Here is a 23,285-nt window from a genome sequence, read left to right as displayed (position 1 = left end):
GCCGTTTATAATGAATCGATTCAGTGAACACGTTCACTTTGTTAAATTCAACTGTTCACGCCTCTTCCCATTAGCATCAGGAGTCGATCATGCAACCGAACCATAAGATCCTGTTTGAACCGTTTAATATCGGGAAACTGGAGATCAAAAACCGATTCGTTATGGCCCCGATGGGGCCAGGCGGGTTATGCGATGCGGATGGCTGTTTCAACGAAAGAGGCGCTGAGTATTACATCGAACGCGCCCGAGGGGGAACCGGCCTCATCATCACCGGCGTGACCATGGTGGAGAACGACATCGAAAAATGCGCCTTGCCCTCCATGCCCTGCCCAACGTTGAATCCGCTCAACTTTATTAAAACCGCCAAAATGATGACCGAACGGATCCATGCCTACGGCGCCAAAATCTTGTTACAGCTCTCCGCCGGGTTTGGCCGTGTCAGTATTCCGTCTATTGTCGGCCGCACGGCTGTCGCGCCGTCGCCGATCCCGCATCGTTGGTTGCCTGACGTCACCTGCCGGGAACTGACCCGGGAGGAAATTCACACCTATGTGCGAAAATTTGCCGAATCAGCCGCCATCGCCAAGAAAGCCGGTTTTGACGGTATTGAGATACACGCGGTACACGAGGGATATCTGTTGGATCAGTTCGCCATATCCTTCTTTAACCAACGCACGGATGAATACGGCGGCAGCCTGAGAAACCGTCTGCGCTTTGCGATTGAAATCGTTCAGGCGATCAAGGCCGAATGCGGCCAGGATTACCCGGTATCGCTACGCTACAGCATTAAAAGTTTTATTAAAGACTGGCGACAAGGCGGCTTGCCGGGAGAAACCTTCGCCGAACAAGGGCGTGATATCGAAGAAGGCATCGAGGCGGCCAAAATTCTGGAAGAAGCCGGGTATGACGCCTTCAACGGCGACGTCGGCTCCTATGATTCCTGGTACTGGGCCCATCCGCCGATGTATCAGGACAAAGGTTTATACCTGCCCTATAACGAAATTCTGAAGCGAATCCTGAACGTACCGGTGATTACCGCGGGTCGCATGGAAAACCCTGATCTGGCAAGCGCGGCAATCCTCAACGGCCAGACGGATATGATCGCGTTAGGCCGCCCTTTGCTGGCCGATGCGGAAATCCCCAATAAAATCAAAGCAGGGAAGTTTCATAAAGTGCGCCCGTGCTTATCCTGTCAGGAGGGATGCATGGGGCGGCTGGCTAAATTTGCGGCCATCTCCTGCGCCGTGAACCCGGCCTGCGGTCGGGAAAAAGACTATGCCATCGGCAAAGCCGATCACGCTAAAAACGTGCTGATTATCGGCGGCGGCCCGGCAGGCTGCGAGGCGGCGCGCGTAGCGGCATTACGCGGCCATAGTGTGGTTCTGCATGAGAAGACCGACCGTCTGGGCGGCAACCTGATCCCCGGCGGTGTTCCCAGCTTCAAGGAAGACGACCATCTGCTGGCCGCCTGGTATCAGGACACCCTGCGGGACTTGAACGTCGATATCCGTTTCTCCAGCACGGTCACGCAGGACATGCTGTTATCCAGTGAGGCTGACGCGGTTGTTTTCGCCACCGGCTCATCGCCGCGCACCCTGGCGCTCGGCGGCGCCGACAACGTCTATACCGCCGAGGAGGTGTTGCTCGGCAAGAAGGATCCCGGCCAAAGCACCTTGATCATCGGCGGCGGGCTGGTCGGCTGTGAAACCGCGCTTTGGCTGGTTAATCAGGGCAAGCAGGTGACGTTGGTCGAAATGCAGGATGACATCCTGACGATTGGCGGCCCGCTGTGTCATGCCAATGAAGATATGCTGCGCGATTTGGTGGCGTTTAAACATATCCGCTTGTTAACCGATACGGTTGTTTCCGGCGCCACGGCAAACGGATTTATGCTGAAAAATGCCGCCAATGAAGAAAGGGTATTAGCAGCGGATTCCGCCATATTGGCGATCGGTTACACACCTCAGCGAGAATTATTCGAATCAGTCAGGAATGAACTGCCGGAAACTTATTTATTGGGCGACGCCAAGCAAGTGCAAAATATCATGTACGCCATTTGGGATGCGTATGAAGTAGCCAAAAATATTTAACGACCGTCAGCGTTATTTCACCGCCTGTTTTCGCTATAAAGGGGAACAGGCGGATTTCGAGCACGGCCCAGGGCCAGAATGGCACATGAAATAGCCCTAATGGGATAAGCTTTTAATGGAGATAATCAGTCTGTTCATGTAATGGCGCATTCCTTCCCGCAGATCAAAACCGCCATCATGCAGGCACCAGTTATAAATCAAACCGCGTGCTGAAATAAAAAGGTATTGCGTAATCTCCTCTGCGGAATCCGTATTATCTATTTCCCCGCTGACCTGACCGGCTTCAATAATAAGCTGCAACATCTTCTGCATATTCCGGCCTTTCATGATGAACAGCTTATTATTGCAGGTATAAAGTTGCTTGACGGTTTGCAACCCAATCTTTAAGTGATACGTAGAATAGGTGTCGAAAAATTCCAGGATCTTATCCAACGCGGTCGCGTTCAGATGTTGAACCTGGTATTTGTCCAGAAAATAGGTATCCGCCTGCTCGTACATTTCGACGAAAATATCGGTTTTGGTTTTAAAATGACGATAAAAACGACCCGACGGACACACCGGCATGGGTACAGATATGGCTGATGGTGATATCTTCAATCGCGGTATCCTCCATCAGCATCAGCGCGCTTTCATAGAGTTTCTTTCGCGTCGTGATGTTTCTTCGCTGCCGCGTCGTTAATTTTGCTGTTGTCATCGTTATCCCAAATCATTCACGTCGCAGGAAGGCGGCGACCGGGAAGAATCATACCCCCACCGAAAGACCAACGCTCCTGCAACGTGAACTATGACGAGTCTATTACCGACCAGCGTTATACCATGCCGCCGCTCGCCACTCTAGGTTCAGGCCTCCGTCCTTCCGGTGCGTGTTTTACGCCCGTAACACAGCCAGGTGATCACTACGCAGACCACATAGAACAGGACGAAGACCTTCATCGCACCGGCCGGCGAGCCCGTCAGTGCCAGCGACGTGCCGAACGCTTTGGGAATGAAGAACCCGCCGATGGCCCCCATCGCGGAAATAAACCCCAGCGCGGCGGCGGTATCTGTCACCGCACTGCGTTGAGCCTCTTCATCGCTGCCGCCCGCCGCTTTAACCCGCGCGACCGTCAGCCCGCGGAAGATGACCGCTATCATCTGGAACGTCGACCCGCTGCCCAGCCCGGCAGTCAGGAACAGCAACATAAAGACGCCGAAAAACAGCAGGAATGAGCCGGGCTGCCCCGAGCCAGGCAATGCCGTGAACAACAGTAACGACAAGACGGCCATGCACATAAAGTTAATCAACGTCACCCGCACGCCGCCGAAACGATCTGACAACATACCGCCGACCGGACGGGCCAGCGCCCCCAGCAACGGGCCGAAGAAGGCATAGTGCAAGATGACGATGTCTGGAAACTGGGTTCGCGACAACATGGCGAAACCGGCGGAAAAGCCGATGAAGGAGCCGAACGCCGACAGATACAGCACGCCGAGGATCCATAAATTCCCGCGTTTCAGCACCGGCAGTTGTTGACGTATCGACGCTCTGGCGGTCGAGAGATCGTTCATGCCGAACCAGGCGGCCACAGCGGCGATAAGCAGCAGCGGCACCCAAACCCAGGGCGCATTCTGCAGCCAGACCATACTGCCGTCCGGTTGGCTGACGCCCTTGCCGGTAAAACTCAGCACCGGCAGAAAGATCACCACCGGCACCAGCAATTGCATCACGCTCACCCCCAGGTTGCCGAAACCGCCATTCATCCCCAACGCGCCGCCCTGCTTCGCTTTCGGGAAAAAGAAGCTGATGTTGGCCATACTGGAAGCAAAATTGGCGCCGGCAAAACCGCACAGCAGCGAGATGATGATAAACACCCCATACGGCGTTTGCGGATCCTGCACCGCGAAGCCCAGCCACAGACAGGGGATCACCAGGATCAGCGTACTGAACGTCGTCCAGCGGCGCCCGCCCGCCAGCGGAATAATGAAAGAATACGGCACCCGCAACAGCGCGCCGGAGACCGACGGCAACGCCGTCAGCATGAACAACTCATCGGTGGAAAAGTGAAAGCCGACCTTATTCAGGTTGACCGCCACGGTACTGAACAGCATCCATACACAGAAAGCCAGTAACAAGCAGGGGATAGAGATCCACAGGTTGCGTTGGGCGATGTGTCGCCCTTGTGATTGCCAGAATTGAGGAACTTCGGGGTGCCATTCCCGGATCACCGTTTCACGCGAAACATCTGGCGTGGTTGTCGACTGCGTCATAAAAACCTCGGTCAGTAAGAGTAGCCCTATCATCAGGCGCAACATTAGGGGTTATGCCGCCGTGAAAGTTGACGCATATCAACGGGTTGTCGGGTAGGAAAACCACACTGGCCGTGACGCACTCCTTTGGGAGTAAAATACCCGCCGACGTTAATCATTCTATTTCATACGGTTACTCTGGGGTATCACCCGCGGGTCATGGCCATCGCCCCCGACGGAAATTTCGGGGTACTCATTTAGGAGTATGGGGTTATCCGCCAGAATGGGAAAAAATACGTATTCGTCTGGCGGTATCCCGCTGGAACCCCTAGCCAGAAAAGGCGGTGATATGTTCAAACGATTCCTGCTTCCGCTGTCGTTGGTCAATCAGGTTGCCATCCTGATGCTGTTGCTTGGCCTGCTGGGCATCGCCGGTATGGCGGTCTCCGGCTGGCTGTCGCAGAGCATTCAGGGCAATGCGCACGCCATCAATAAAGCGGGATCGTTGCGTATGCAGAGTTACCGGTTGTTATCGCTGGTGCCGTTAAACGCCGGACATGAGATCTACTTTCAGGAGCTGGAGCGGGACGAAAACAGCAGCGATCTGCAACAGGCGGTGCGCCGGGAAGGGTTGGGGGAACAATTCGACAGTTTGCGGCATTACTGGTCTTCCCAGTTGAAACCGCGCTTACGCCAGGCCGGCAGCGCCGCCGATGCGGCGACGGAGGTGGCCGGTTTCGTCCGCCAGTTGGATGCGCTGGTTTCCGCCATCGATCAGAAAACCGAAACGCGCCTGCAGCGAGTGACGTGGGTGCAACAGGGGTTTATCGCCAGCATGCTGCTGTTGCTGCTCGCCACGTTCTTTTACCTGCGTCACCGTCTGCTGACCCCATGGCGCAAGCTGATTTTCATGGCGCAAGCCATCGGTCGCGGCGATTTTGACCAGCGGGTCACGCTGCCCGGCCAGGATGAAATGAGTACGCTGGCGCAAACCCTCAACCGAATGTCGGACGAGCTTTCCGCCATCTACCGCGATTTGGCGCATCGGGTCGCGGAAAAGACCGCCGACCTGCAGCAGAAAAACGATACGCTGGAGTTTCTATACCGCTCCAGCCGACGGCTGCACACCAGTTCCCCCCTTGTGCAGCCGCCTGCTGCCGGTGCTGGATGAACTGGCGCAATTGATGCCGCTGCACGACATCCGCCTCCAGTTGTTTGAGGATAACCATCAGGCGCAATCCCATCCCGCGGCCCTGACACAGCTTCCCGACCCTGACCGCTGTCCTGATCGCCATTGCCTGCGGCGCTGCTACCAACATCCCCTCACGTCGGCGCCAACCGGCGACAGTCGCTGTTGGGATCTGCACGATAAGCACGGACATTACGGCATGGTGCTTGCCTGCCTGCCCGCCGGAGGCCGGCTTGACGCAGACCAGCACCAGTTGTTGAACACGCTGCTGGAACAGTTGACCAGCACACTGGCGCTGGAGCGCCAGTCCAGCCACCAGCAACAGTTGATGCTGATGGAAGAGCGCGCCACCATCGCCAGAGAGTTGCACGACTCAATCGCCCAATCGCTCTCCTGCCTGAAGATTCAGGTCAGTTGTTTACAAATGCAGCACGACACGCTGACGCCGGACATGCAGCAGCAGTTATCCGCCATGCGCGACGAAATCAATACCGCTTATCGGCAATTACGGGAGCTGCTGACGACCTTCCGCCTGAAACTGTCTGAATCCGGCCTGCCTGCCGCGCTGCGTGCTACGGCGGATGAATTCGGTAAACGTCTGGGGTATCCGATTCAGCTGCATTATCAATTGCCTTTGCAGGCGGTTTCCGCCCACCAGGGTATCCATCTGCTGCAAATCGTGCGTGAGGCGTTGAGCAATATTTATAAACATGCCCACGCCACCGACGTCAGCATCACCTTGCGCCAACACCAGCAGCAAATTGTGCTGAGCGTGTGCGACAACGGCGTCGGCATCAGCGACAACGCCCTGCGCGCCAACCATTACGGGCTTATTATCATGCGCGATCGTGCTCGCAGCCTGCACGGCGACTGCGCCGTCCGACGCCGCGATGCCGGCGGTACAGAGGTGTATGTCAGTTTTCAGGCGGATTACCACCAGCCATTTGTGATATCAGGAGAGAACCATGACCAATGAAGAACCCGCCACCGTACTGCTGATTGATGACCACCCCATGCTGCGTAACGGCGTAAAACAACTTATCGGCATGACCGCGGATTTGCGGGTCATCGATGAGGCCAGCCACGGCGAACAAGGCGTGGAAATGGCGGAACGCTGGGATCCCGATTTGATCCTGCTCGACCTGAATATGCCGGGCATGAACGGGCTGGAAACACTGGCTCGCCTGCGTGAGAAACCGCTTTCCGGCCGTATTGTGGTGTTTAGCGTCTCCAACCACGAGGATGATGTGGTCAGCGCCCTGAAAAACGGCGCCGATGGTTATCTGTTGAAGGACATGGAGCCCGAAGACCTGCTGGCGGCTCTACAACAGGCGGCCGCCGGGAAAATGGTGCTCAGCGACACGCTGACGCCCATTCTCGCCGCCAGCCTGCGGGAAAACCGACATCCGGGCGATCGAGATATCCAGCAGCTGACGCCGAGAGAAAAAGACATTTTGAAACTGATCGCCCAGGGGCTGCCCAATAAAGTTATCGCCCGTAAGCTCAACATCACCGAAAGCACGGTGAAAGTCCATGTCAAGCACCTGCTGAAAAAGATGAAACTGCGCTCCCGCGTAGAAGCCGCCGTCTGGGTATTGCAGGAGAAAAGTTTGTAACGGCCGCGGATGCGGCCATCGATACGCCATGATCAACGCAGCGCGACTGCACAGATAATGCCCCATGCGCGGTAGGGTAAAACGCCGCCGGACTCCTTTTTCATCAATGGGCTAGCGTGTTTTTTCATGCTGCATCGCCCGTCGACCATGAAACAATATTGATAATTAACCATAATCAGATTATGGTCTCTTCAAAGGAATTGCTTTTTAATTCATTGATTAAAATATAAAAATATTTAAATACACGCCTATACACTTCTACACGTTTATTTTCATAACCCCCTATATAGTAAAGGCTTTGAATGCTTCTACTTAATTTCTCGCCATTTTCCTAAATATTTCCCCACATTCCTTTCCTAGACTGGCCTATAGCGGCTCGACAGCGCCGTTTCACCAGAAACTCCGGAGGAAAAAGAGATGCAAGCCAGAGAACGATTCATTGGCCTTGAATGGCTCCGCTTCCTGCTGGGATGCTATGTCATGATCTACCATACGGTGCATGTCTATCCGCAGCGTGAAAAAATTCCTTTTCTCAGCGAACTGACCAGCATGGGTTTCTTCGCTACCAGCACGTTTTTCGTGCTGTCCGGTTTTTTACTGGCCCACGTTTATATTCGTAACGGCCAGTTGCGCGAACCGGCGCGTCACTTTCTCGCCAAACGCCTGTTCAATCTCTACCCTGTGCATATCGTCGGTCTGGTCGCCTCCATCCTGGTGCTCAGTCTGATGCATTGGCTGGCGATAGCGCCTGATGGCCAGCTCGCCAGCCCGCGCTTTGTCATCTACGACAGCAACGATCCCAGCGTCAGTCCTGATGCCCTGCACCACTACATGAGCAATAGCCAGTTGGCCCTCAACGGCTTACTGCAATTACTGCTGTTGCAGGCCTGGAATCCCTATTTTCTGACCTTCAACGCGCCGCTCTGGTCGGTCTCCACGCTGTTTTTCTTCTACCTGTTGTTTCCCATCGTGGCGCCCCGGCTGCTGGCGAGTCGGCATCCACGGCGGTGGCTGAGCCTGATGGCCTTGCTGTATCTGCTGCCGCCGTTATGGATGATCGGACACGGTCTGTACGGGGTTCCCTACACCGGCATGCTGCAACGTGGCCCGCTGCTCCGGCTGCCCGAGTTTCTGGCGGGCATTTTAGGGTACGCGATTTTCCGGCAATACCGGGAGGGTACGTTTCCGCCGCTCTCATTCTGGCGGCGTAATGCGCTGCTGGCCTTTATCGGCGCCAGCTTTCTGGTCGGCACCTGGTTGTTCACTCACGGCAAACCCTACTGGTATTTTCTGCTGCACAACGGCCTGCTGCTGCCGGCGCAGGTCGCACTGGTTTGTTTGAGCGCCGGTATCCGCGACCCGGCGAGCGAACAGGTTAAAATCTGGGCCGGACGGCTGGGCGCCGCCTCGCTGTCCATCTTCGCGCTGCATGTCCCGTTGTTTAATCTGTTCCGCACCCTGGAGCAGTTGCTGCGCGGCGATCCGCTCCAGTGTTTCAGCAACTGGCGCGCGTGCGTGGATGCCGCAAGTCAGGTGCAACTGTCTGTCATCGGATACGGTGTTTTCCTGCTGGCGACCATCGCTCTGTGCGTACTGTTTCAGGAGCGGTTCGTCGTCCGGCTGCGTCTCTATCTCACGGAACGCTTTCTGGCGCGTCGTTTTACCCAATCCCGCAGCCCCGCCTGAATGTACAAGGTTGTAACGGTGATGTGATCGTCGTCACCGTTATAGCCGTTAATCATTACTGTCGTCGTTTATAACAATTTACGTTCTAATTAGTGGTGACTTATACCTAGAGACGCAGAGCGATTCCTGTTAATGTTTGCATCGCCGATCCATACCGGCATGTTATTCAACCGGTTGAACGTCCAAATGGCGTCCTTCACTCCCAGCTACCACTGTTTATCTGACAACATGACACATACCAAACATGCACTTTCGTCACTGAGCCTGTTTATCGCTCTCAGTGCCGCAGGCATTTCTTCCAGCCACGCCGATACCGTCTGGCTGACCAATGGCGATAAAATCAGCGGCCAGATTACGCTGTTGGACAGCGGTAAGCTGTTCATCAAGACCGACTATGCCGATACGGTTTCCCTCTCTTGGGACAAGGTCAAAACCTTCCAGACCGACCACGGCATGGTGATTCAGGGACAACGCTATGAAAAAGGCGTGCTTTATCCGTCTATCAAAGCGATGGATTCCCAGCGCGCGATTCTCGCTCAGCCAGCCACCGTTGACGGCCAGCAGGTAAGCGCCGGTCAGGAAACGCTGCCGCTGTCCGATATCAACACCATGGTGGTGCCGCACCGCTGGGTGGAAGATTTCTCATGGAAAGGCAACGTTGACGTCAGTCTGGCACGCAAGAAAAGCTCCACTGAGACCGACAATCACGATGTCACCCTCGACTCGAAACTGCGTCATGGCACTTGGCGTCATAATCTGGATGCCAGCTACCACATGGCCAAGGAAGACGAGGTAGAGAGCACCAAAAACGCCGCCGGCGAATATGCGCTGGACAAATTCATGAGCGAACATTGGTTCTGGCAGGGCCGCTATGAATACAAACGCGATTGGATAGAAAACATCAAGATCACCCGTTCCGTCGGTACCGGTCCGGGTTATCAGTTCTGGGATAACGATCTGGGATCCTTCTCGCTGGCGACACTGGTCAACTCCCAGGAGTTCGTTTACCAGAACAATAGCGAAGATAACTTCTATTCCAGCGGTCTGAAATGGAGCTACGATCGTTTCCTGTTTGGTAAACGCACCGAATTGTTCACCGACGGTGAAGTCGGCCGCTCCTTCGACAGTACCACGCCGTTGTACATCAAGGCTGGCGCCGGTCTGCGCTTCAAAGTGACGGACTGGTCTTCCGTCAGTATGAAAGTCACCCGCAACCGTACTGAAAGCACTCAGGGTAACGTCAACGACACCCTGTATACGCTGGGTCTGGGTGTAGGCTGGTAAACCTGAGCGCCGGCCCGGAATCACACGACCGGGCCGGCGCTCGGCATCAACGTCGGGCCCGCGTGCCCGGCGAGCGTACCGCATAAGAATAACGCCGTCTGGCTCATCCCTCCGTCGCGCGTTCTCAACGCCCTTATGTATTACACGCGCACTCCGCCAACCGCAGACACGCCTTTATCGGGCCGATGGCGCGGCGGCCGCCATTTTGTCGATCTCGTCAAAATAGAGTACGGAATTGCTCATTCCCATCCTGACGTTCAGCAGATTATCCCGCACCGCCACCAGTAGTTTCCCCTGCATCATCACGACAAACGGCGAATTCTCCCTCACCGCTTGTTGCAAAACCCGGTAATCCTCACGCCGCTGACGCGGATCGCGCTCCGCCGCAGCCAAGTGCGTCAGTTGGCTCAGCGCCGGGATCCGCCAGCTCAGACGAGAGGCCAGCGTCTGCGGCCGGCCCGGCATATTGAAGGCGAACGCACCGGCATTGCTGTTCGGATCGGCATAGTCCGGCCCCCAATACACAAAAACCGCCTGAAAACGACGCGCTCGCATACGGCTCCACAGCTCGCTTTCCAACAGCGGCTGCACATCAATCCGAATGTCGGCCAGCGCGAAGCTGGCCTGCAGTGCCTGAGCAATATCGGTATAGGGAGGTTGATTGATCACCATCAGCGAAAAACGACTGCCAGCGGGAATCCCCGCCTGGGCCAGTATGGCTTTGGCTTTCTCCACATCTAACCGGAATGGCGCTTCCGTGACTGCGCCGTCAATACCTTGCGGCAGGAAGTTCTGATGGACTGTGAACTGGTTTTCAGCAATCCAGACGCCAGCCCCTCATAGTCAACCAGCCAGCGCGCCGCCTGCCAGAAAGCGGGATTCCCCAAAAATTCGGCATCAGAAGCGGCGGTATTAAACCCCAGATAATAGACTTTGTTGCCAGGGATCATCTCAACCCGAATCCCCGGTTGCCCCATCAGTGCACTGAATTGATCGGCGCTCAAGCTGTATGCCGCGTCCACATCCCCTTGCAGCAACAACAATCGGCGCACGCTGGGGTCGACCACATCTTTGAGGATAACTCGCCTGAGCCGGGGCATGCGTTGTGCATAGGGATTGGTTTCAAGCAACAGCGACTGCTGGGGAATATAGTGGCGAATCTGATAACCGCCGCTGCCGGCCGAACGGGTTTTCAACCAGCGATTACCGAAGTCGCCTGACTCGCTAAACGCCAAAACCCGCTTGCTGTCCACTACGGACGCCACACTGGATGAGAGCAACCGGAGCGCCAGTTCACTGCTGATCTCGTTACTCCAGCGAATTTCCAGCTGATGGTCATCGATTTTTCGGAATTGGCGGTCGATATTGCCAGGCTCCCAGCCCAACTCATTGAGAATAAACACTGGCGTGCGGTTCAGTTTCACCGCCCGCGACAGCGAAAAGATCACGTCATCGGCCAGAACCGGCGCGCCGGACGCGAAAGTCGCCCCCGGATCGAGCTGGAAAATCAGACTGCGCCCCGCCTTGCCCTCACGCCAGGATAGCGCCAGATCCGGTCTCAGTTGCGTGGCATCCTCCCGGTCGCTCTTCACCAACGTCTGATAAAGGAAAGCCAGACAACTGGTACTGACCGTTTCAAAACTTTCCGCCGGATCGAAACTGATGATGCTGTTCAATGAAATCGCCACCACCACGTCATCATCCGGCGTTGACGACCGCGCCGGCGGACACATCGTCAGCATTAAGGCTAACACCCCAGTAATCCATGACCTCATGATGCCCATCCTTACTCCGTGTCTCTCCGTCCAGGAATACCCGGCGGGCCGTCGACCTAACCGCCGGACAATAGCCGCCCCTCCATCATCACGGCCGAACGATCGCACATGTGCGCCATAACGTCCTTATCGTGACTGACCAGCATAATGGTCAACGATGCCTCCCGACGCCAGACGTTCAACAGATTCAACACCCGCGCCTGAGACGCCATATCCAGCGTATACGTCGGGTCATCAAGCAGCAGCAGCGCCGGCTCCTGCAACAGGGCGCGGATCAATGCCACGCACTGACGCTGGCCGTCGGAAAGCTGATGCGGATAACGCGCCAGCACCGCCGGCGACAAGCCGACCTGCGCAATACCCTGAGCGATGCGCTCATCGAGATGGGTCTGATGCCGCCGACGCAACGGTTCAGTCAACGCCCGGCGCACGTTATGACGCGGATGCAGCGACGCATAGGCATCCTGAAACACCATCTGTACCTGATGGCGCAGTTCGCCGGTGAACGCCCGCCCGGGCGCCATCGACCGGCCGAGCAACGTCATCTGCCCGGACCAGTACGGGTTTAGCCCGGCCAGCGCCCATAGCAAAGCGGTTTTGCCGCTGCCCGATGGGCCGGACAAACCAAAGCATTCCCCGCTCGCCACCCTCAGCCCGACATCACTCACGATGTCGCGGCATTGTCGCCCCTGTCGGTGCATGACGGTAAAATGCCGCAACATCACCGCCGTGTGGTTCTTCGCCCTTTCCGCGTTCATAGCACCTCATCAACCGGCAACATTGTCCCTTTCGTCTGTAGCCCAGGGCGACAGCGCCACAACGCCTGCGTGTAGGGATGCGTCGCGTGCGGCAATTGCCTGGCGGGCAGTTCGTCCAGCAGTTCCCCTTGTCGCATCACCAGAACCCGCTCGCTATGGCGCTCAACCAGCGCCAGGTCATGGCTTATCAACAACACGCCCATGTTGTGCCCGGCGGCCTGATGATCGAGCAACGACAGCACCTGAACACGGGTTTCGCGATCAAGCGCAAACGCCCGTTCATCGATAATCAGCAGATCCGGCCGACAAATCAGCGCCATCGCCAGCATGACTCGTTGCGCCATTCCGCTGGAAATCTGGTGAGGGTAGCGCTCCAGCAATTCGGTCGAAGCGGGCAGTCCAACCGCATTCAGATGTTCCAGCACCCGTTCACGACGCGCCCGCCGCCCCAGCGACGTATGCAGACGCAGCGGTTCCTCCACCAGCCAGCCGATACGTCGCATCGGATTAAGCGCATATCTGGGGCCCTGCATCACCATCGCGATGCGCTGCCCGCGCCAGCGGCACCATTGCCGTTCATCCAACTGCATCAAATCCTGGCCGGCAAACCAGACGCGATCGGCCTGCATACAACACCCCTGCGGCAGCAGCCCCAGCAACGCCCATGCCAGTAACGACTTACCGGAGCCAGACTCTCCCACCAACGCCACCCGTTCACGTCCCATGGTGAAAGACAGCGATTTCACCAGCACCTCCGCCGCAGGCGACGCCAGAGTGACGGAAAGGTTGCCGACATCAAGCAGTACGTCATCTGTTCCCATGTCGCGGATCCAATCTGTCGCGCAGCCCGTTTCCCAGTAGATTGAAGATCAGACTGGTCAGAAAGATCGCCACGCCCGGCGCCGTCGCCACCCACCATTGTTCGGCCATGACCGTACTGCCGTCCGCCACCATTTTCCCCCACTCCGACATGGGCGGCTGCGCCCCCACGCCCAGGAACCCCAACCCGGCGATAGCCAGAATTGCATGCGCCAGCGTCATCGCCGCGCGAACCACGGCGCCCGGCAGACAAAACGGCAGGATATGCCCGTACATCAATCGCCAGCCGCCGATACCCTGCATCCGCGCCGCCATCAAAAAGTCGCTATTTTTCAACGCCAGTGTTTCAGCCCGTGCCTGACGGGCAAAGTGCGGCCAGGACGTCAAGGCCAGCGCCAGCACGTTGTTCATTAATCCCGCGCCCAGTACCGCCACCAACGCCAACGCAATCACCAACCCAGGTAAAGCCAGTACGATATCCGTCAACCGCATCAGCGCCCGATCGCCCCACCCGCCGAGATAACCGGCGCTGATTCCCACCAGCAGCCCAAGCGGCATCGTTAACGTCACAATCATCGCCAGCATGATCATGGCCGGCCGCGTACCGTAAATCACCCGCGACAGCACGTCGCGCCCGAAACCGTCGGTTCCGAACCAGTGCAAAGCGGACGGCGGGCAAAGCCGCTGCGTCAGGTTCTGAATATTGGGGTCGAACGGCGCCAGACAGGGCGCCAGGATGGCCGTTACCAACAGCATCAGACACAATGAAGCGCTGATAACAAGGTTAGGCGACACGCTGGGCAACGGGTTGCGCCGCCATGAGCGCTGACCCGGTCGAGGGCGATAAAATGACGTAGGCATCATCGTGTTCGGGGATCCAGCAGAAAAAGCAGGGCGTCGGCCAGCGCATTCATCAGGATGAAACAAATGCCAATCAATAACGTCGCCCCCAACACGGCGGGAACATCCGCACTGAACAGCGCCGTAGTCAAATACCGTCCTACGCCAGGCCAGGAAAAAATGCTTTCCGTCAGTACCGCCCCTTCCAGCAGCCCAGCGTATGCCAGCAACGTTACCGTTACCAGCACAGCCTGAATATTCGGCAAAATATGGAAAAACAGAATTCGCATCTGTCCTGCGCCGATCGCCCTGGCCTGAGTGACATACTCCTTGCCGCACTCTTCCAGCATAGCGGCGCGTAACATCCGTGCGATGCCCGCCATGGATAGCAGCCCCAGTACGCCGGAGGGCAGCCATAGATGGCTTAGCGCATCGCAAAACCGGGGATAGTCACCGGTCAACACGCTACCCACCAGCAGGAAACCGCGCCACGTCTCTTGCACATGCGGGGAAAACGCATCAAGCCGCCCACCGCCGGGCGCCCAATGCAGCCCGGCGTAAAACAGCATCAGGCTTAGCAACCCTAACCAGAAGACGGGAACCGAATATCCCATCAGGCAAATCAGTCGGATCAGGTAATCGACCCATCCACCCGGTTTTAGCGCCGAAATCAACGCCAACAACACCCCGCCGACAACACCGATCACCATGGCGCACGTAGCCAGTTCGACAGTCGCGGGGAATGTGCGCAGCAAGTCCTGCAACACCGGTTGGGAGGTGGTGCGGGATATCCCTAAATCGCCATGCAGCAACGCTGCCAGATAGTGAAAGAATTGCCGCCAGAGCGGTTGATCCAGCCCTAACTGCCGCCGGGCCTGCTCGTAGGTCGCATCGTTGGCGTATTCACCGACGACCGACAACGTCGGGTCGATGGCTGCGATATGCGTCAACAGAAAAGTAAAAAACAGTAGGCTTAATAAGGTGAGGAATAGCGAAAGAAACCGACTCAGGAGGTTCCCTGTCAGTGTCAGTGAGCTTCTCGCATACTGATGAAACACACTCATTGGCACAATCCCTGTTGCCGGGGGGAAGGTTTTAGCCTGTATCTCTATCCCAACGATACAGGGTTATAAAATCAACAACGGTGCGCCTGGTTACGTATCCGCACGGCCCGGCGCGACCGCTCATGCATCAGAGTCTGAAGGCGGGCACTGTTGCAGTTCACGTACTTTGCACGCCAGTTCCGTCAAGTTTTCATCCGCCATGCCATGATGGTTCAATTCCTGTTCCAGCGCAAACAGATACTGGGCATTGGTGCCCAACGGCCCACTGGCGCGTGCGATCAACGGCGCTACGCTATGAATGCAGGTATCCGGCTCAAGCAACGGATGTTCCTGATTGGTAACGAAGACCAGCGCAGTTAACCGCCTTCCGTTGTGACACTGTAACTCAGACCACAGTGGGCAATAGCAGCCCGTCAACATCTCGCGTTTCCACAGCAACTCCAGCTCTTCACGCAAAGTGACTTCCGGTAGCCGATAAGCCAGACCGGTGGTCTCGCCACCGGGTTTAAGACCCAGCATCCGCCCAGGTTGATTGACGGTACCTCGACCGGCAGTAAGCCGCAGGCAAAATGCCCGATGCCAGCCACTCAACGTCGCCAGGCAGACCTCTTCGGCATCAAATACCGGATTCCACATCAACGAACCATAACCGAAGATCCAAACCGAACTCCGATCCGGTCGACGCGCTAATGTATCATCCAGAGAGGCGGCGCGTTGCTGCGGGGTCAGTAACAACTGTTCATCAATCTGTCCAAACGATGTCCCACAATCCGCTTTTTGCAAAAAATCTCGCGTCAACACGACTTACTAACCCTCACACCCAAAAAAACCAATCCACGATGGCACGGCTATTGCCTATTTTGACTGAATAACAACCCCGTAATCAACGAGTGAATTGGTTAATTTCACAGCAAAAGCATGGGTAAGCTGACCTACCCTCTACCGTTGCCTTAACGTTGCCATGCGCCGACAAACTGCGCCGGTGGCGACACCGGATAGTGCCCGCCGGCGGCGCGCTGAAACGTTGCGAGTCAACCCCCTAACCGTGCCTGGCCGCGACAACCGCTCCCTTCTTGCGGTCACTGTCGTTAGATATGAAGGAATACCCTAAAAAATATGAGTAATTTCTTATTTACTCCCCATTAGCATCAAAACCAATAATGTAAAGTCATGAAAACATCCGTTAAAACCAACAATATTGATTTTTTGTTTTTATAAATTAATTTATTATTAATAAGATAAAATAGAAAAAACACAAATAGGACATTTCGATGAAATTATCCTATTTTCTATGATTTAATACCCATCACTCATTCAGGCAATGTAGGGACAGCCACAGAAAACCCATGCCGGATCGCCCCATAGACAGGAGCCGCTACACATGACGTCGTCAGCCGAAACCGTAAAAACCCGTCACCATGAATACACGCTGCTTATTCCGCTAATCGCGCTGCTAACGCTGTTGCAATGGGGTGATACCCGCAGCCTGACAGGCATGATCGCCATAAATTTGCTGGCGCTGGCCGGGATTCTTGCCAGCGCATTCAGCGTAGTGCGACATGCGGATGTGCTGGCGCACCGGCTGGGCGAACCCTATGGCTCGCTGATCCTCAGCCTGTCGGTAGTGATACTGGAAGTCAGCCTGATTTCCGCCCTGATGGCCACCGGCGACGCCAGCCCGACGCTGATGCGCGATACCCTCTATTCCATCATCATGATCGTCAGCGGCGGCCTGGTCGGCTTCGCTCTGTTGCTGGGCGGCAGAAAATTCGCGACCCAATATGTCAATCTGGGGGGCATAAAACAGTATTTGATGGCGATTTTTCCGCTTTCGATACTGGTGCTGGTCTTTCCCGCTGCGCTGCCGCAGGGAAACTTCTCCGTCGCGCAGTCCATCATTATTGCGCTGATCTCCGCCATGATGTACGGCGTATTCCTGCTGATTCAAACCCGCACCCATCAGAACCTGTTTGTTTACGAACACGAAGATGACGGCGACGATGCCGACCCGCATCACGGCAAACCCTCAGCCCACAGTTCACCGTGGCATGCCGTCTGGCTGCTGGTTCATCTGATCGCCGTCATTGGCGTTACCAAAATGGATTCCCCATTGCTGGAAGCCTTGCTGGATACGCTGAATGCACCGCCGCAGTTCACCGGTTTTCTGGTAGCGCTGTTGATCCTCTCGCCGGAAGGGTTAGGCGCGATTACCGCTGTACTGCGCAACCAGGTGCAACGCGCCATGAATCTGTTTTTCGGATCCGTTTTGGCCACGATTTCACTCACCGTACCGGCGGTGACGCTTATCGCCACGCTGACCGGTAAAACGCTGTTGTTCGCGCTGGGGCTGCCGCACATCGTGGTTATGCTCACCGTGCTGGTGCTGTGCCACATTTCTTTTTCCACCGGTCGCACCAACGTCCTGAACGGCAGCGCGCATCTGGCGTTGTTCATCGCCTATCTGATGACCATCATGCTGTAACTGAAGCGACGGCGGGCACTCATGCTCGCCCTCCCTCCTTTTCCGAGTGAAAAAATGCCCGACCAGGGTGTCACATGCCGCGGGTGGGCGTTTTGACGTTTACAGAACTCAGGCAAAACCTGGCATCAAAGTGGCCGAACCGTGGCATTATCGGTGCGAAAATAACGCTTCTGTTGATATAGTTCTGGATTTAAAGCAAAAAAGAGGCGTATCGTATTGCCACTCTCGCGACGGGCCCCTCGACCCGCCTTTTTTTATTTTTGGTTGTCTATTCCCCATGAAATTACACCGAATTAACGGTATTAAACCGTTCAGTGCGCTCATTGAAGCTTGCTGGCGGGAAAAATACACACTGTCGCGTTTTACTCATGATGTCATCGCCGGGATCACCGTCGGCATTATCGCCATCCCGTTGGCCATGGCGCTGGCGATTGCCAGCGGTGTACCACCGCAGTACGGGCTTTATACCTCTGCCATCGCCGGGATTATTATTGCTATCTGCGGCGGTTCCCGTTTCAGCGTATCCGGCCCGACGGCGGCGTTCGTCGTCATCCTCTACCCGGTTTCCCAACAGTTCGGGCTTTCCGGGCTGCTGATGGCGACGCTGCTTTCCGGTCTGTTTCTGCTGTTGATGGGGCTATGTCGTTTCGGCCGCTTGATCGAATACATTCCGTTGCCGGTTACGCTCGGCTTCACCTCCGGGATTGCCATCACTATCGCCACGATGCAGGTCAAAGACTTCTTCGGGCTGACCATGACGACGGTGCCGGAACACTATACGGAAAAGGTCGTGGCGCTGATCCAGGCGCTGCCGACACTGAATCTTGCCGATACGCTGGTCGGGGCGACCACGCTATTCGTGTTGATCATCTGGCCACGGTTGGGCATTCGCCTGCCAGGACATCTACCTGCATTGCTGGCCGGCGTCGCCGTGATGGCGGTGATAGGGCATTTTTTCCATATGGATGTCGCCACCATCGGTTCACGTTTCAGCTACCTGCTGGATGACGGCACCCGTGGGCAGGGCATTCCCGCCATCCTGCCCCGCTTCGAATTTCCCTGGAACATTCCCTCGTCGGACGGGCAGACCCTGCCGCTGACCTGGAAAAGTCTCTCGGCACTGTTGCCCGCCGCCTTTTCCATGGCCATGCTCGGCGCGATCGAGTCATTGTTATGCGCCGTGGTGCTGGACGGTATGACCGGCCGCAAACATCATCCAAGCAGCGAATTGCTGGGTCAGGGTATCGGTAACATGGTGGCGCCGTTCTTTGGTGGGATCACCGCTACCGCCGCCATCGCCCGCTCCGCCGCCAATGTGCGGGCCGGCGCCAGTTCGCCGATCTCCGCCGTGATCCACGCACTGCTGGTATTGCTCTCTCTGTTGGTGCTGGCGCCCTGGTTATCCTATCTACCGTTGTCGGCGATGGCGTCGCTGCTGCTGCTGGTGGCCTGGAATATGAGCGAAGCGCATAAAGTCGTTTATCTACTGAGACGCGCCCCACGGGACGACATTTTGGTGCTGTTGCTCTGCATGTCGCTGACCGTGTTGTTCGATATGGTCATCGCCATCACGGTGGGTATTGTGCTGGCGTCAATACTGTTCATGCGCAATGTGGCGCGTATGACCCGCATCATCGAGCTACCAGGTACTCTCCCCGGCGAGAGACTGGTGCTACGCATCAACGGCCCGCTGTTTTTCGCTGCCGCCGAGCGAATTTTCAGCGAGCTGATGGAACGCAGCGAACAATATCCGGTTGTGATTCTGCAATGGGAGGCGGTATCCGTACTGGATGCCGGTGGTTTGAGCGCCTTTTTGCGCTTTGTGGAACTGCTGCCGGCCGAAAAACATCTGGTGATCACCGATATTCCGTTCCAGCCGTTGAAAACATTGGCACGCGCCAACGTGGCGCCAATCGCCAACCGATTGAGCTTCTACGCCACGCTGCCGCAGGCGCTGACAGAAACAACGCCACATCAAGAAACACCGTCGAGTTGAACGCCTGAACTGGCCCGTTCCCCGGGCTCAGTTCAACACATTGCGCGTTGATCGCAGGCGCACCGACAGGCATTCCGCCCGCAAGGTCAACGCCAACGCATAATGACGGCAACTGGCGTCAATCGCGTCCAACTGCTCGCCAGATAGCGTATAGGGCAGTTGGATATCCAGCTCCTGCATCCCCTGCTGCTGCGCCAGAGCAATCAATCGGGAAAGATTGGTTTCATCACTGGCCTGGGTGGACATCACCTGTAACGCCAGTTCGCGCAGCGCTTCACGCGCAGCGACTCCATCGCCCGGCGGCGATTTAGTCACCATGCCGAAAATCGGCAACACGCCATACATGGCGTCGATAAAGCGCCAATGCTTACGGCAAAGCGCGCCAAGCCAGGCGGTGTAGTCAACACACATCTTTTCACTGGAGCCTACAGGTATCGCAAGATGAGACGTTTTCATCCTCTTCCCCTCTCCGTTACTCAGTCATTTTTCGTATGATCCTGACCGACGGCGTCTCGGACGAGCCGGCCATCGCCGGTCAACCATTACGACGTGAAGGATCGTAATCGGGTATAGTGTCATCCATAATTGTAGAGACGGTGTGAACATGCCGCGTTTTTTCTCTTCGTAGTGGGATCCACCGCACCCTATCTCCCCAACCGGAGAAAGCGGAGAAAACGTGATCTGTCGCCTAATGCCGCGCGACGTAGCACCGATATAAAAGGGATATCCCGATAAATGCGGCGCGGTGCCAGCGTCTTCCACGATGAGCCGGCGCAGACGGCATCAGCGTAACCTGCCCTTATAAAGTTGTGAGTTCGATGTCATGTATAAGATTGCTTTCATTGAGGATGACCCGGAAGTCGGCAAACTGATCGCCGCGTATTTGGGTAAACACGATATTGATGTCAGGATTGAACCACGCGGCGACAACGCGCTGGTGTTTATCGGGGAGCAACAGCCCGATCTGGTGCTGCTCGATATCATGTTGCCCGGCAAGGACGGCATGACCCTCTGTCGCGAGTTACGCCCGCAGTTCACCGGCCCTATCGTGCTGCTGACCTCGCTGGACAGCGATATGAACCATATTTTGGCGCTGGAGATGGGCGCCGACGACTATATCTTGAAAACGACGCCGCCGGCGGTTCTGCTGGCGCGCTTACGCCTCCATTTTCGTCAATATGCAGCCGCTCCACAGCCAGACCGGGAAAACACCGAACCGGTGCAAACCCAGATCCAGGTTCACAAATCCTTGCATTTCGGGCTGCTGTGCATCGACCCGGTCAACCGCGAAGTCACTCTGGCGGACGAAAGCATCACGTTATCAACCACCGACTTTGAACTGCTGTGGCTGCTGGCAACCCACGCCGGGCAGATCATGAATCGCGATGCGTTGCTCAAAGCACTGCGCGGCGTCAGTTATGATGGCATGGATCGCAGTATCGACGTCGCCATTTCGCGTCTGCGTAAAAAACTGCGTGATAACGCGCTTGAACCCGTACGCATCAAAACCATCCGCAATAAGGGTTACTTGTTCGCCCCCAATGCCTGGGAGACGCCCTCACTATGAGGAAGCTGTTTATTCAATTCTTTCTGCTGCTGTTCGCCAGCTTTCTGGTCATGACTCTGCTGGTCGGTCTGGTCTACAAGGTGACGGCCGAGCGCGCCGGACGTCAATCCATGGATGACCTGATGAAAAGCTCGCTGTATCTGATCCGTAATGAGCTGCGCTCTATCCCACCTCGCGAATGGCACAAAACCATCAACCAGATGGATCTTAACCTGTCATTCAAGCTGCATATCGAACCCATCAACAAATACCGGCTCAGCACCCAGGCGCAGCAACGGCTGATTCAGGGGGAGATCGTCGCACTGGACGATGAATACACGTTTATCCAGCGCATTCCCCGCAGCCACTACGTGCTGGCCGTCGGCCCGATCCCGTATCTGTTCTTCCTGCATGAAATCCGGCTGGTCAACCTGCTGGTACTGGCGTTGATTGGGCTGTCGCTGGCATTGCCGGTTTTTCTGTGGATGCGGCCGCACTGGAAAGCGATGCTGCAGTTAGAAAATGCTGCCCAGCGGCTGGGGGAAGGTCATCTTGAAGAACGCACCCACTTCGACAACACCTCTAATCTGTTTCGACTTGGGGTCGCTTTCAACCGGATGGCGGATAACCTCAACCAGCTCATCACCAGCAAGAAACAGCTTATCGACAACATCGCCCACGAACTACGCACACCGTTGGTGAGGCTGCGTTACCGTCTGGCGATGAATGAAAACCTGACCAGCGACGAAGAGGAGGCCATCAACCGGGATGTGGGCCAACTGGAAGCGCTGATCGACGAACTGTTGACTTACGCCCGGCTGGATCGCCCGCAGGTCACGCTGCATCTGGAAGAGATTGCGCTACCCGGCTGGCTGCAGGGGCGCATCGCCGATTTTCAACTGGTCAATGCCACCCGGCAGATCACACTGGAAGTCAACCCTGCCAGCCAATTTGGTTATGTGGATTTACGCCTGCTCGAGCGTGTGTTGAATAACCTGGTCAATAACGCATTGAGATTCTGCCGGCAGCAGATGCGCGTCAGTCTGACTCGTGAACAGGACATGGCCTGCCTGACGGTGGAAGACGATGGCCCCGGTATTGCGCCGGCGGATCGCGAACACATTTTCGAACCCTTTATCCGACTGGAAGCCGGTATTGAAAACAGCAGCGGAGGATGCGGCCTGGGGTTGGCAATCGTGCAGGCGATTGTACGCGCCTACGGCGGGACGATTTTCGTCGAAAGCAGCGTACTTGGCGGCGCCCGCTTTGTATTCCGCTGGCCGATCATCACCCAAAAACCCGACCTGCCGCGTCGTACAGAGTAGTTTTTACGTGTCATTGCGTTAAACCATGCAATGACACACCCCCCTACCCAGACCTGTACAATCCGTTACACGCGGACACCAAACACTCACAGATCGGTCGCTTATCTTCACCTATTCTCCACACATCGGCCCACCGCGTGGTCCGACACCTAAACCGGATAATTGAGGAATTGATGATGAAAAAATTGTTAGTGCTGATCGCAGGTGCGGCTCTGGGTCTGTCCTCTGTAGCATTCGCTGCAGGTAACACTACTACGGCTCCAGCTACTGCTCCGACCGCTGACACTGCGGCTCCGGCTAAAGCAGACCAAGCCCAAAAGCCGATGAAAAAAAGCCACTCACGCTAAAAAGAAAGTCGTGAAGAAGAAAGCTGCTGCTCAGAAAGCGCAGGCCGCCAAGAAAAAAGTAGCCAAGAAGAAAGCCGCTACCCAGAAAGCCCAGGCCGCCAAGAAAAAGGTAAGCTAAGAAGAAAGCCGCTACCCAGAAAGCCCAGGCCGCCAAGAAAAAAGTAGTCAAGAAGAAAGCCGCTACCCAGAAAGCCCAGGCTGCCAAGAAAAAAGTAGTCAAGAAGAAAGCCGCTACCCAGAAA

18 protein-coding genes and 2 pseudogenes are annotated in these 23,285 nt (G+C 56.1%); 10 read left to right on the top strand and 10 right to left on the bottom strand.

The window, feature by feature from the left end; translation table 11 throughout:
• Window positions 1-89: 89 nt before the first annotated feature.
• Complete coding sequence (locus DPA2511_RS09145) at window positions 90-2,090, top strand: oxidoreductase (RefSeq protein WP_012765383.1); 2,001 nt, start codon at window positions 90-92, stop codon at window positions 2,088-2,090.
• Between the two features lie 96 nt (window positions 2,091-2,186).
• Here DPA2511_RS09145 and DPA2511_RS21435 read toward each other — a convergent pair whose 3' ends face one another.
• Together DPA2511_RS21435 and DPA2511_RS09135 are read right to left on the bottom strand one after the other, a co-directional pair.
• Entirely contained in the window at window positions 2,187-2,687 is a 501-nt protein-coding gene (locus DPA2511_RS21435; RefSeq protein WP_226376641.1) for a TetR/AcrR family transcriptional regulator, read from the bottom strand.
• A gap of 243 nt (window positions 2,688-2,930) precedes the next feature.
• Window positions 2,931-4,337: a NarK family nitrate/nitrite MFS transporter gene (locus tag DPA2511_RS09135; RefSeq protein WP_012765381.1), complete on the bottom strand. Its 1,407-nt coding sequence runs from the start codon at window positions 4,335-4,337 to the stop codon at window positions 2,931-2,933.
• Window positions 4,338-4,665: 328 nt separating this feature from the next.
• Between DPA2511_RS09135 and narX the strand changes: the two are divergent.
• From narX to DPA2511_RS09115, 4 genes and pseudogenes are all read left to right on the top strand, one after another.
• A pseudogene (narX, locus tag DPA2511_RS21430) lies at window positions 4,666-6,481 on the top strand (nitrate/nitrite two-component system sensor histidine kinase NarX).
• Window positions 6,471-7,121, top strand: coding sequence for a two-component system response regulator NarL (narL, locus tag DPA2511_RS09125; protein WP_012765379.1), 651 nt, complete (start codon window positions 6,471-6,473; stop codon window positions 7,119-7,121). Before narX ends, narL begins: the two are co-directional and overlap by 11 nt.
• Window positions 7,122-7,538: 417 nt before the next feature.
• Window positions 7,539-8,807: an acyltransferase family protein gene (locus DPA2511_RS09120; RefSeq protein WP_012765378.1), complete on the top strand. Its 1,269-nt coding sequence runs from the start codon at window positions 7,539-7,541 to the stop codon at window positions 8,805-8,807.
• Window positions 8,808-9,035: 228 nt separating this feature from the next.
• Window positions 9,036-10,091, top strand: a complete 1,056-nt coding sequence (locus tag DPA2511_RS09115; RefSeq protein ID WP_012765377.1) for a DUF481 domain-containing protein — start codon at window positions 9,036-9,038, stop codon at window positions 10,089-10,091.
• A 174-nt stretch (window positions 10,092-10,265) separates the two neighbouring features.
• Here DPA2511_RS09115 and DPA2511_RS21425 read toward each other — a convergent pair.
• The 6 genes and pseudogenes from DPA2511_RS21425 to DPA2511_RS09080 form a co-directional block, all read right to left on the bottom strand.
• Window positions 10,266-11,866: pseudogene (locus tag DPA2511_RS21425) on the bottom strand (ABC transporter substrate-binding protein).
• Between the two features lie 56 nt (window positions 11,867-11,922).
• Window positions 11,923-12,624, bottom strand: a complete 702-nt coding sequence (locus DPA2511_RS09100; RefSeq protein WP_012765375.1) for an ABC transporter ATP-binding protein — start codon at window positions 12,622-12,624, stop codon at window positions 11,923-11,925.
• Window positions 12,621-13,445, bottom strand: coding sequence for an ATP-binding cassette domain-containing protein (locus tag DPA2511_RS09095; RefSeq protein ID WP_012765374.1), 825 nt, complete (start codon window positions 13,443-13,445; stop codon window positions 12,621-12,623). The genes DPA2511_RS09100 and DPA2511_RS09095 overlap by 4 nt, the downstream gene beginning before the upstream one ends.
• Window positions 13,432-14,304 (bottom strand): ABC transporter permease, encoded by an 873-nt coding sequence (locus DPA2511_RS09090; protein ID WP_035050129.1) that lies wholly within the window; start codon window positions 14,302-14,304, stop codon window positions 13,432-13,434. Before DPA2511_RS09090 ends, DPA2511_RS09095 begins: the two co-directional genes overlap by 14 nt.
• Window positions 14,304-15,347, bottom strand: a complete 1,044-nt coding sequence (locus DPA2511_RS09085; RefSeq protein WP_012765372.1) for an ABC transporter permease — start codon at window positions 15,345-15,347, stop codon at window positions 14,304-14,306. The genes DPA2511_RS09090 and DPA2511_RS09085 overlap by 1 nt, the downstream gene beginning before the upstream one ends.
• A 120-nt stretch (window positions 15,348-15,467) precedes the next feature.
• A complete protein-coding gene (locus DPA2511_RS09080; protein ID WP_012765371.1) occupies window positions 15,468-16,148 on the bottom strand; it encodes a gamma-glutamylcyclotransferase in 681 nt (226 codons plus the stop codon).
• A gap of 580 nt (window positions 16,149-16,728) precedes the next feature.
• Here DPA2511_RS09080 and chaA point away from each other — a divergent pair.
• Together chaA and dauA are read left to right on the top strand one after the other, a co-directional pair.
• The gene (gene chaA, locus DPA2511_RS09075) at window positions 16,729-17,829 is read left to right on the top strand and encodes a sodium-potassium/proton antiporter ChaA (protein WP_012765370.1); all 1,101 of its coding nucleotides are present in this window, start codon (window positions 16,729-16,731) and stop codon (window positions 17,827-17,829) included.
• Between the two features lie 277 nt (window positions 17,830-18,106).
• Window positions 18,107-19,825, top strand: a complete 1,719-nt coding sequence (gene dauA / locus DPA2511_RS09070) for a C4-dicarboxylic acid transporter DauA (RefSeq protein WP_012765369.1) — start codon at window positions 18,107-18,109, stop codon at window positions 19,823-19,825.
• Window positions 19,826-19,852: 27 nt separating this feature from the next.
• Here the strand turns inward: dauA and DPA2511_RS09065 are convergent, their stop codons facing one another.
• The gene (locus DPA2511_RS09065) at window positions 19,853-20,281 is read right to left on the bottom strand and encodes a hypothetical protein (protein WP_012765368.1); all 429 of its coding nucleotides are present in this window, start codon (window positions 20,279-20,281) and stop codon (window positions 19,853-19,855) included.
• A 367-nt stretch (window positions 20,282-20,648) separates the two neighbouring features.
• Here DPA2511_RS09065 and rstA point away from each other — a divergent pair, with 367 nt between their 5' ends.
• The 3 genes from rstA to asr all read left to right on the top strand — a co-directional run bounded on the left by rstA (window position 20,649) and on the right by asr (window position 23,043).
• Entirely contained in the window at window positions 20,649-21,392 is a 744-nt protein-coding gene (rstA, locus tag DPA2511_RS09060) for a two-component system response regulator RstA (RefSeq protein ID WP_012765367.1), read from the top strand.
• The gene (rstB, locus tag DPA2511_RS09055) at window positions 21,389-22,696 is read left to right on the top strand and encodes a two-component system sensor histidine kinase RstB (RefSeq protein WP_012765366.1); all 1,308 of its coding nucleotides are present in this window, start codon (window positions 21,389-21,391) and stop codon (window positions 22,694-22,696) included. The genes rstA and rstB overlap by 4 nt, the downstream gene beginning before the upstream one ends.
• Window positions 22,697-22,869: 173 nt before the next feature.
• Window positions 22,870-23,043 (top strand): acid resistance repetitive basic protein Asr, encoded by a 174-nt coding sequence (gene asr / locus DPA2511_RS23890; RefSeq protein ID WP_318903384.1) that lies wholly within the window; start codon window positions 22,870-22,872, stop codon window positions 23,041-23,043.
• Here the strand turns inward: asr and DPA2511_RS23885 are convergent.
• Window positions 22,994-23,285 (bottom strand): hypothetical protein (locus DPA2511_RS23885; RefSeq protein WP_226376640.1); only part of this gene is annotated, 292 nt, incomplete at its 5' end. The genes asr and DPA2511_RS23885 overlap by 50 nt on opposite strands.

This window comes from Musicola paradisiaca NCPPB 2511 (assembly GCF_000400505.1).
Classification (GTDB): Bacteria; Pseudomonadota; Gammaproteobacteria; order Enterobacterales; family Enterobacteriaceae; genus Musicola; species Musicola paradisiaca.
This window is presented reverse-complemented; position numbering and strand designations above follow the sequence as displayed.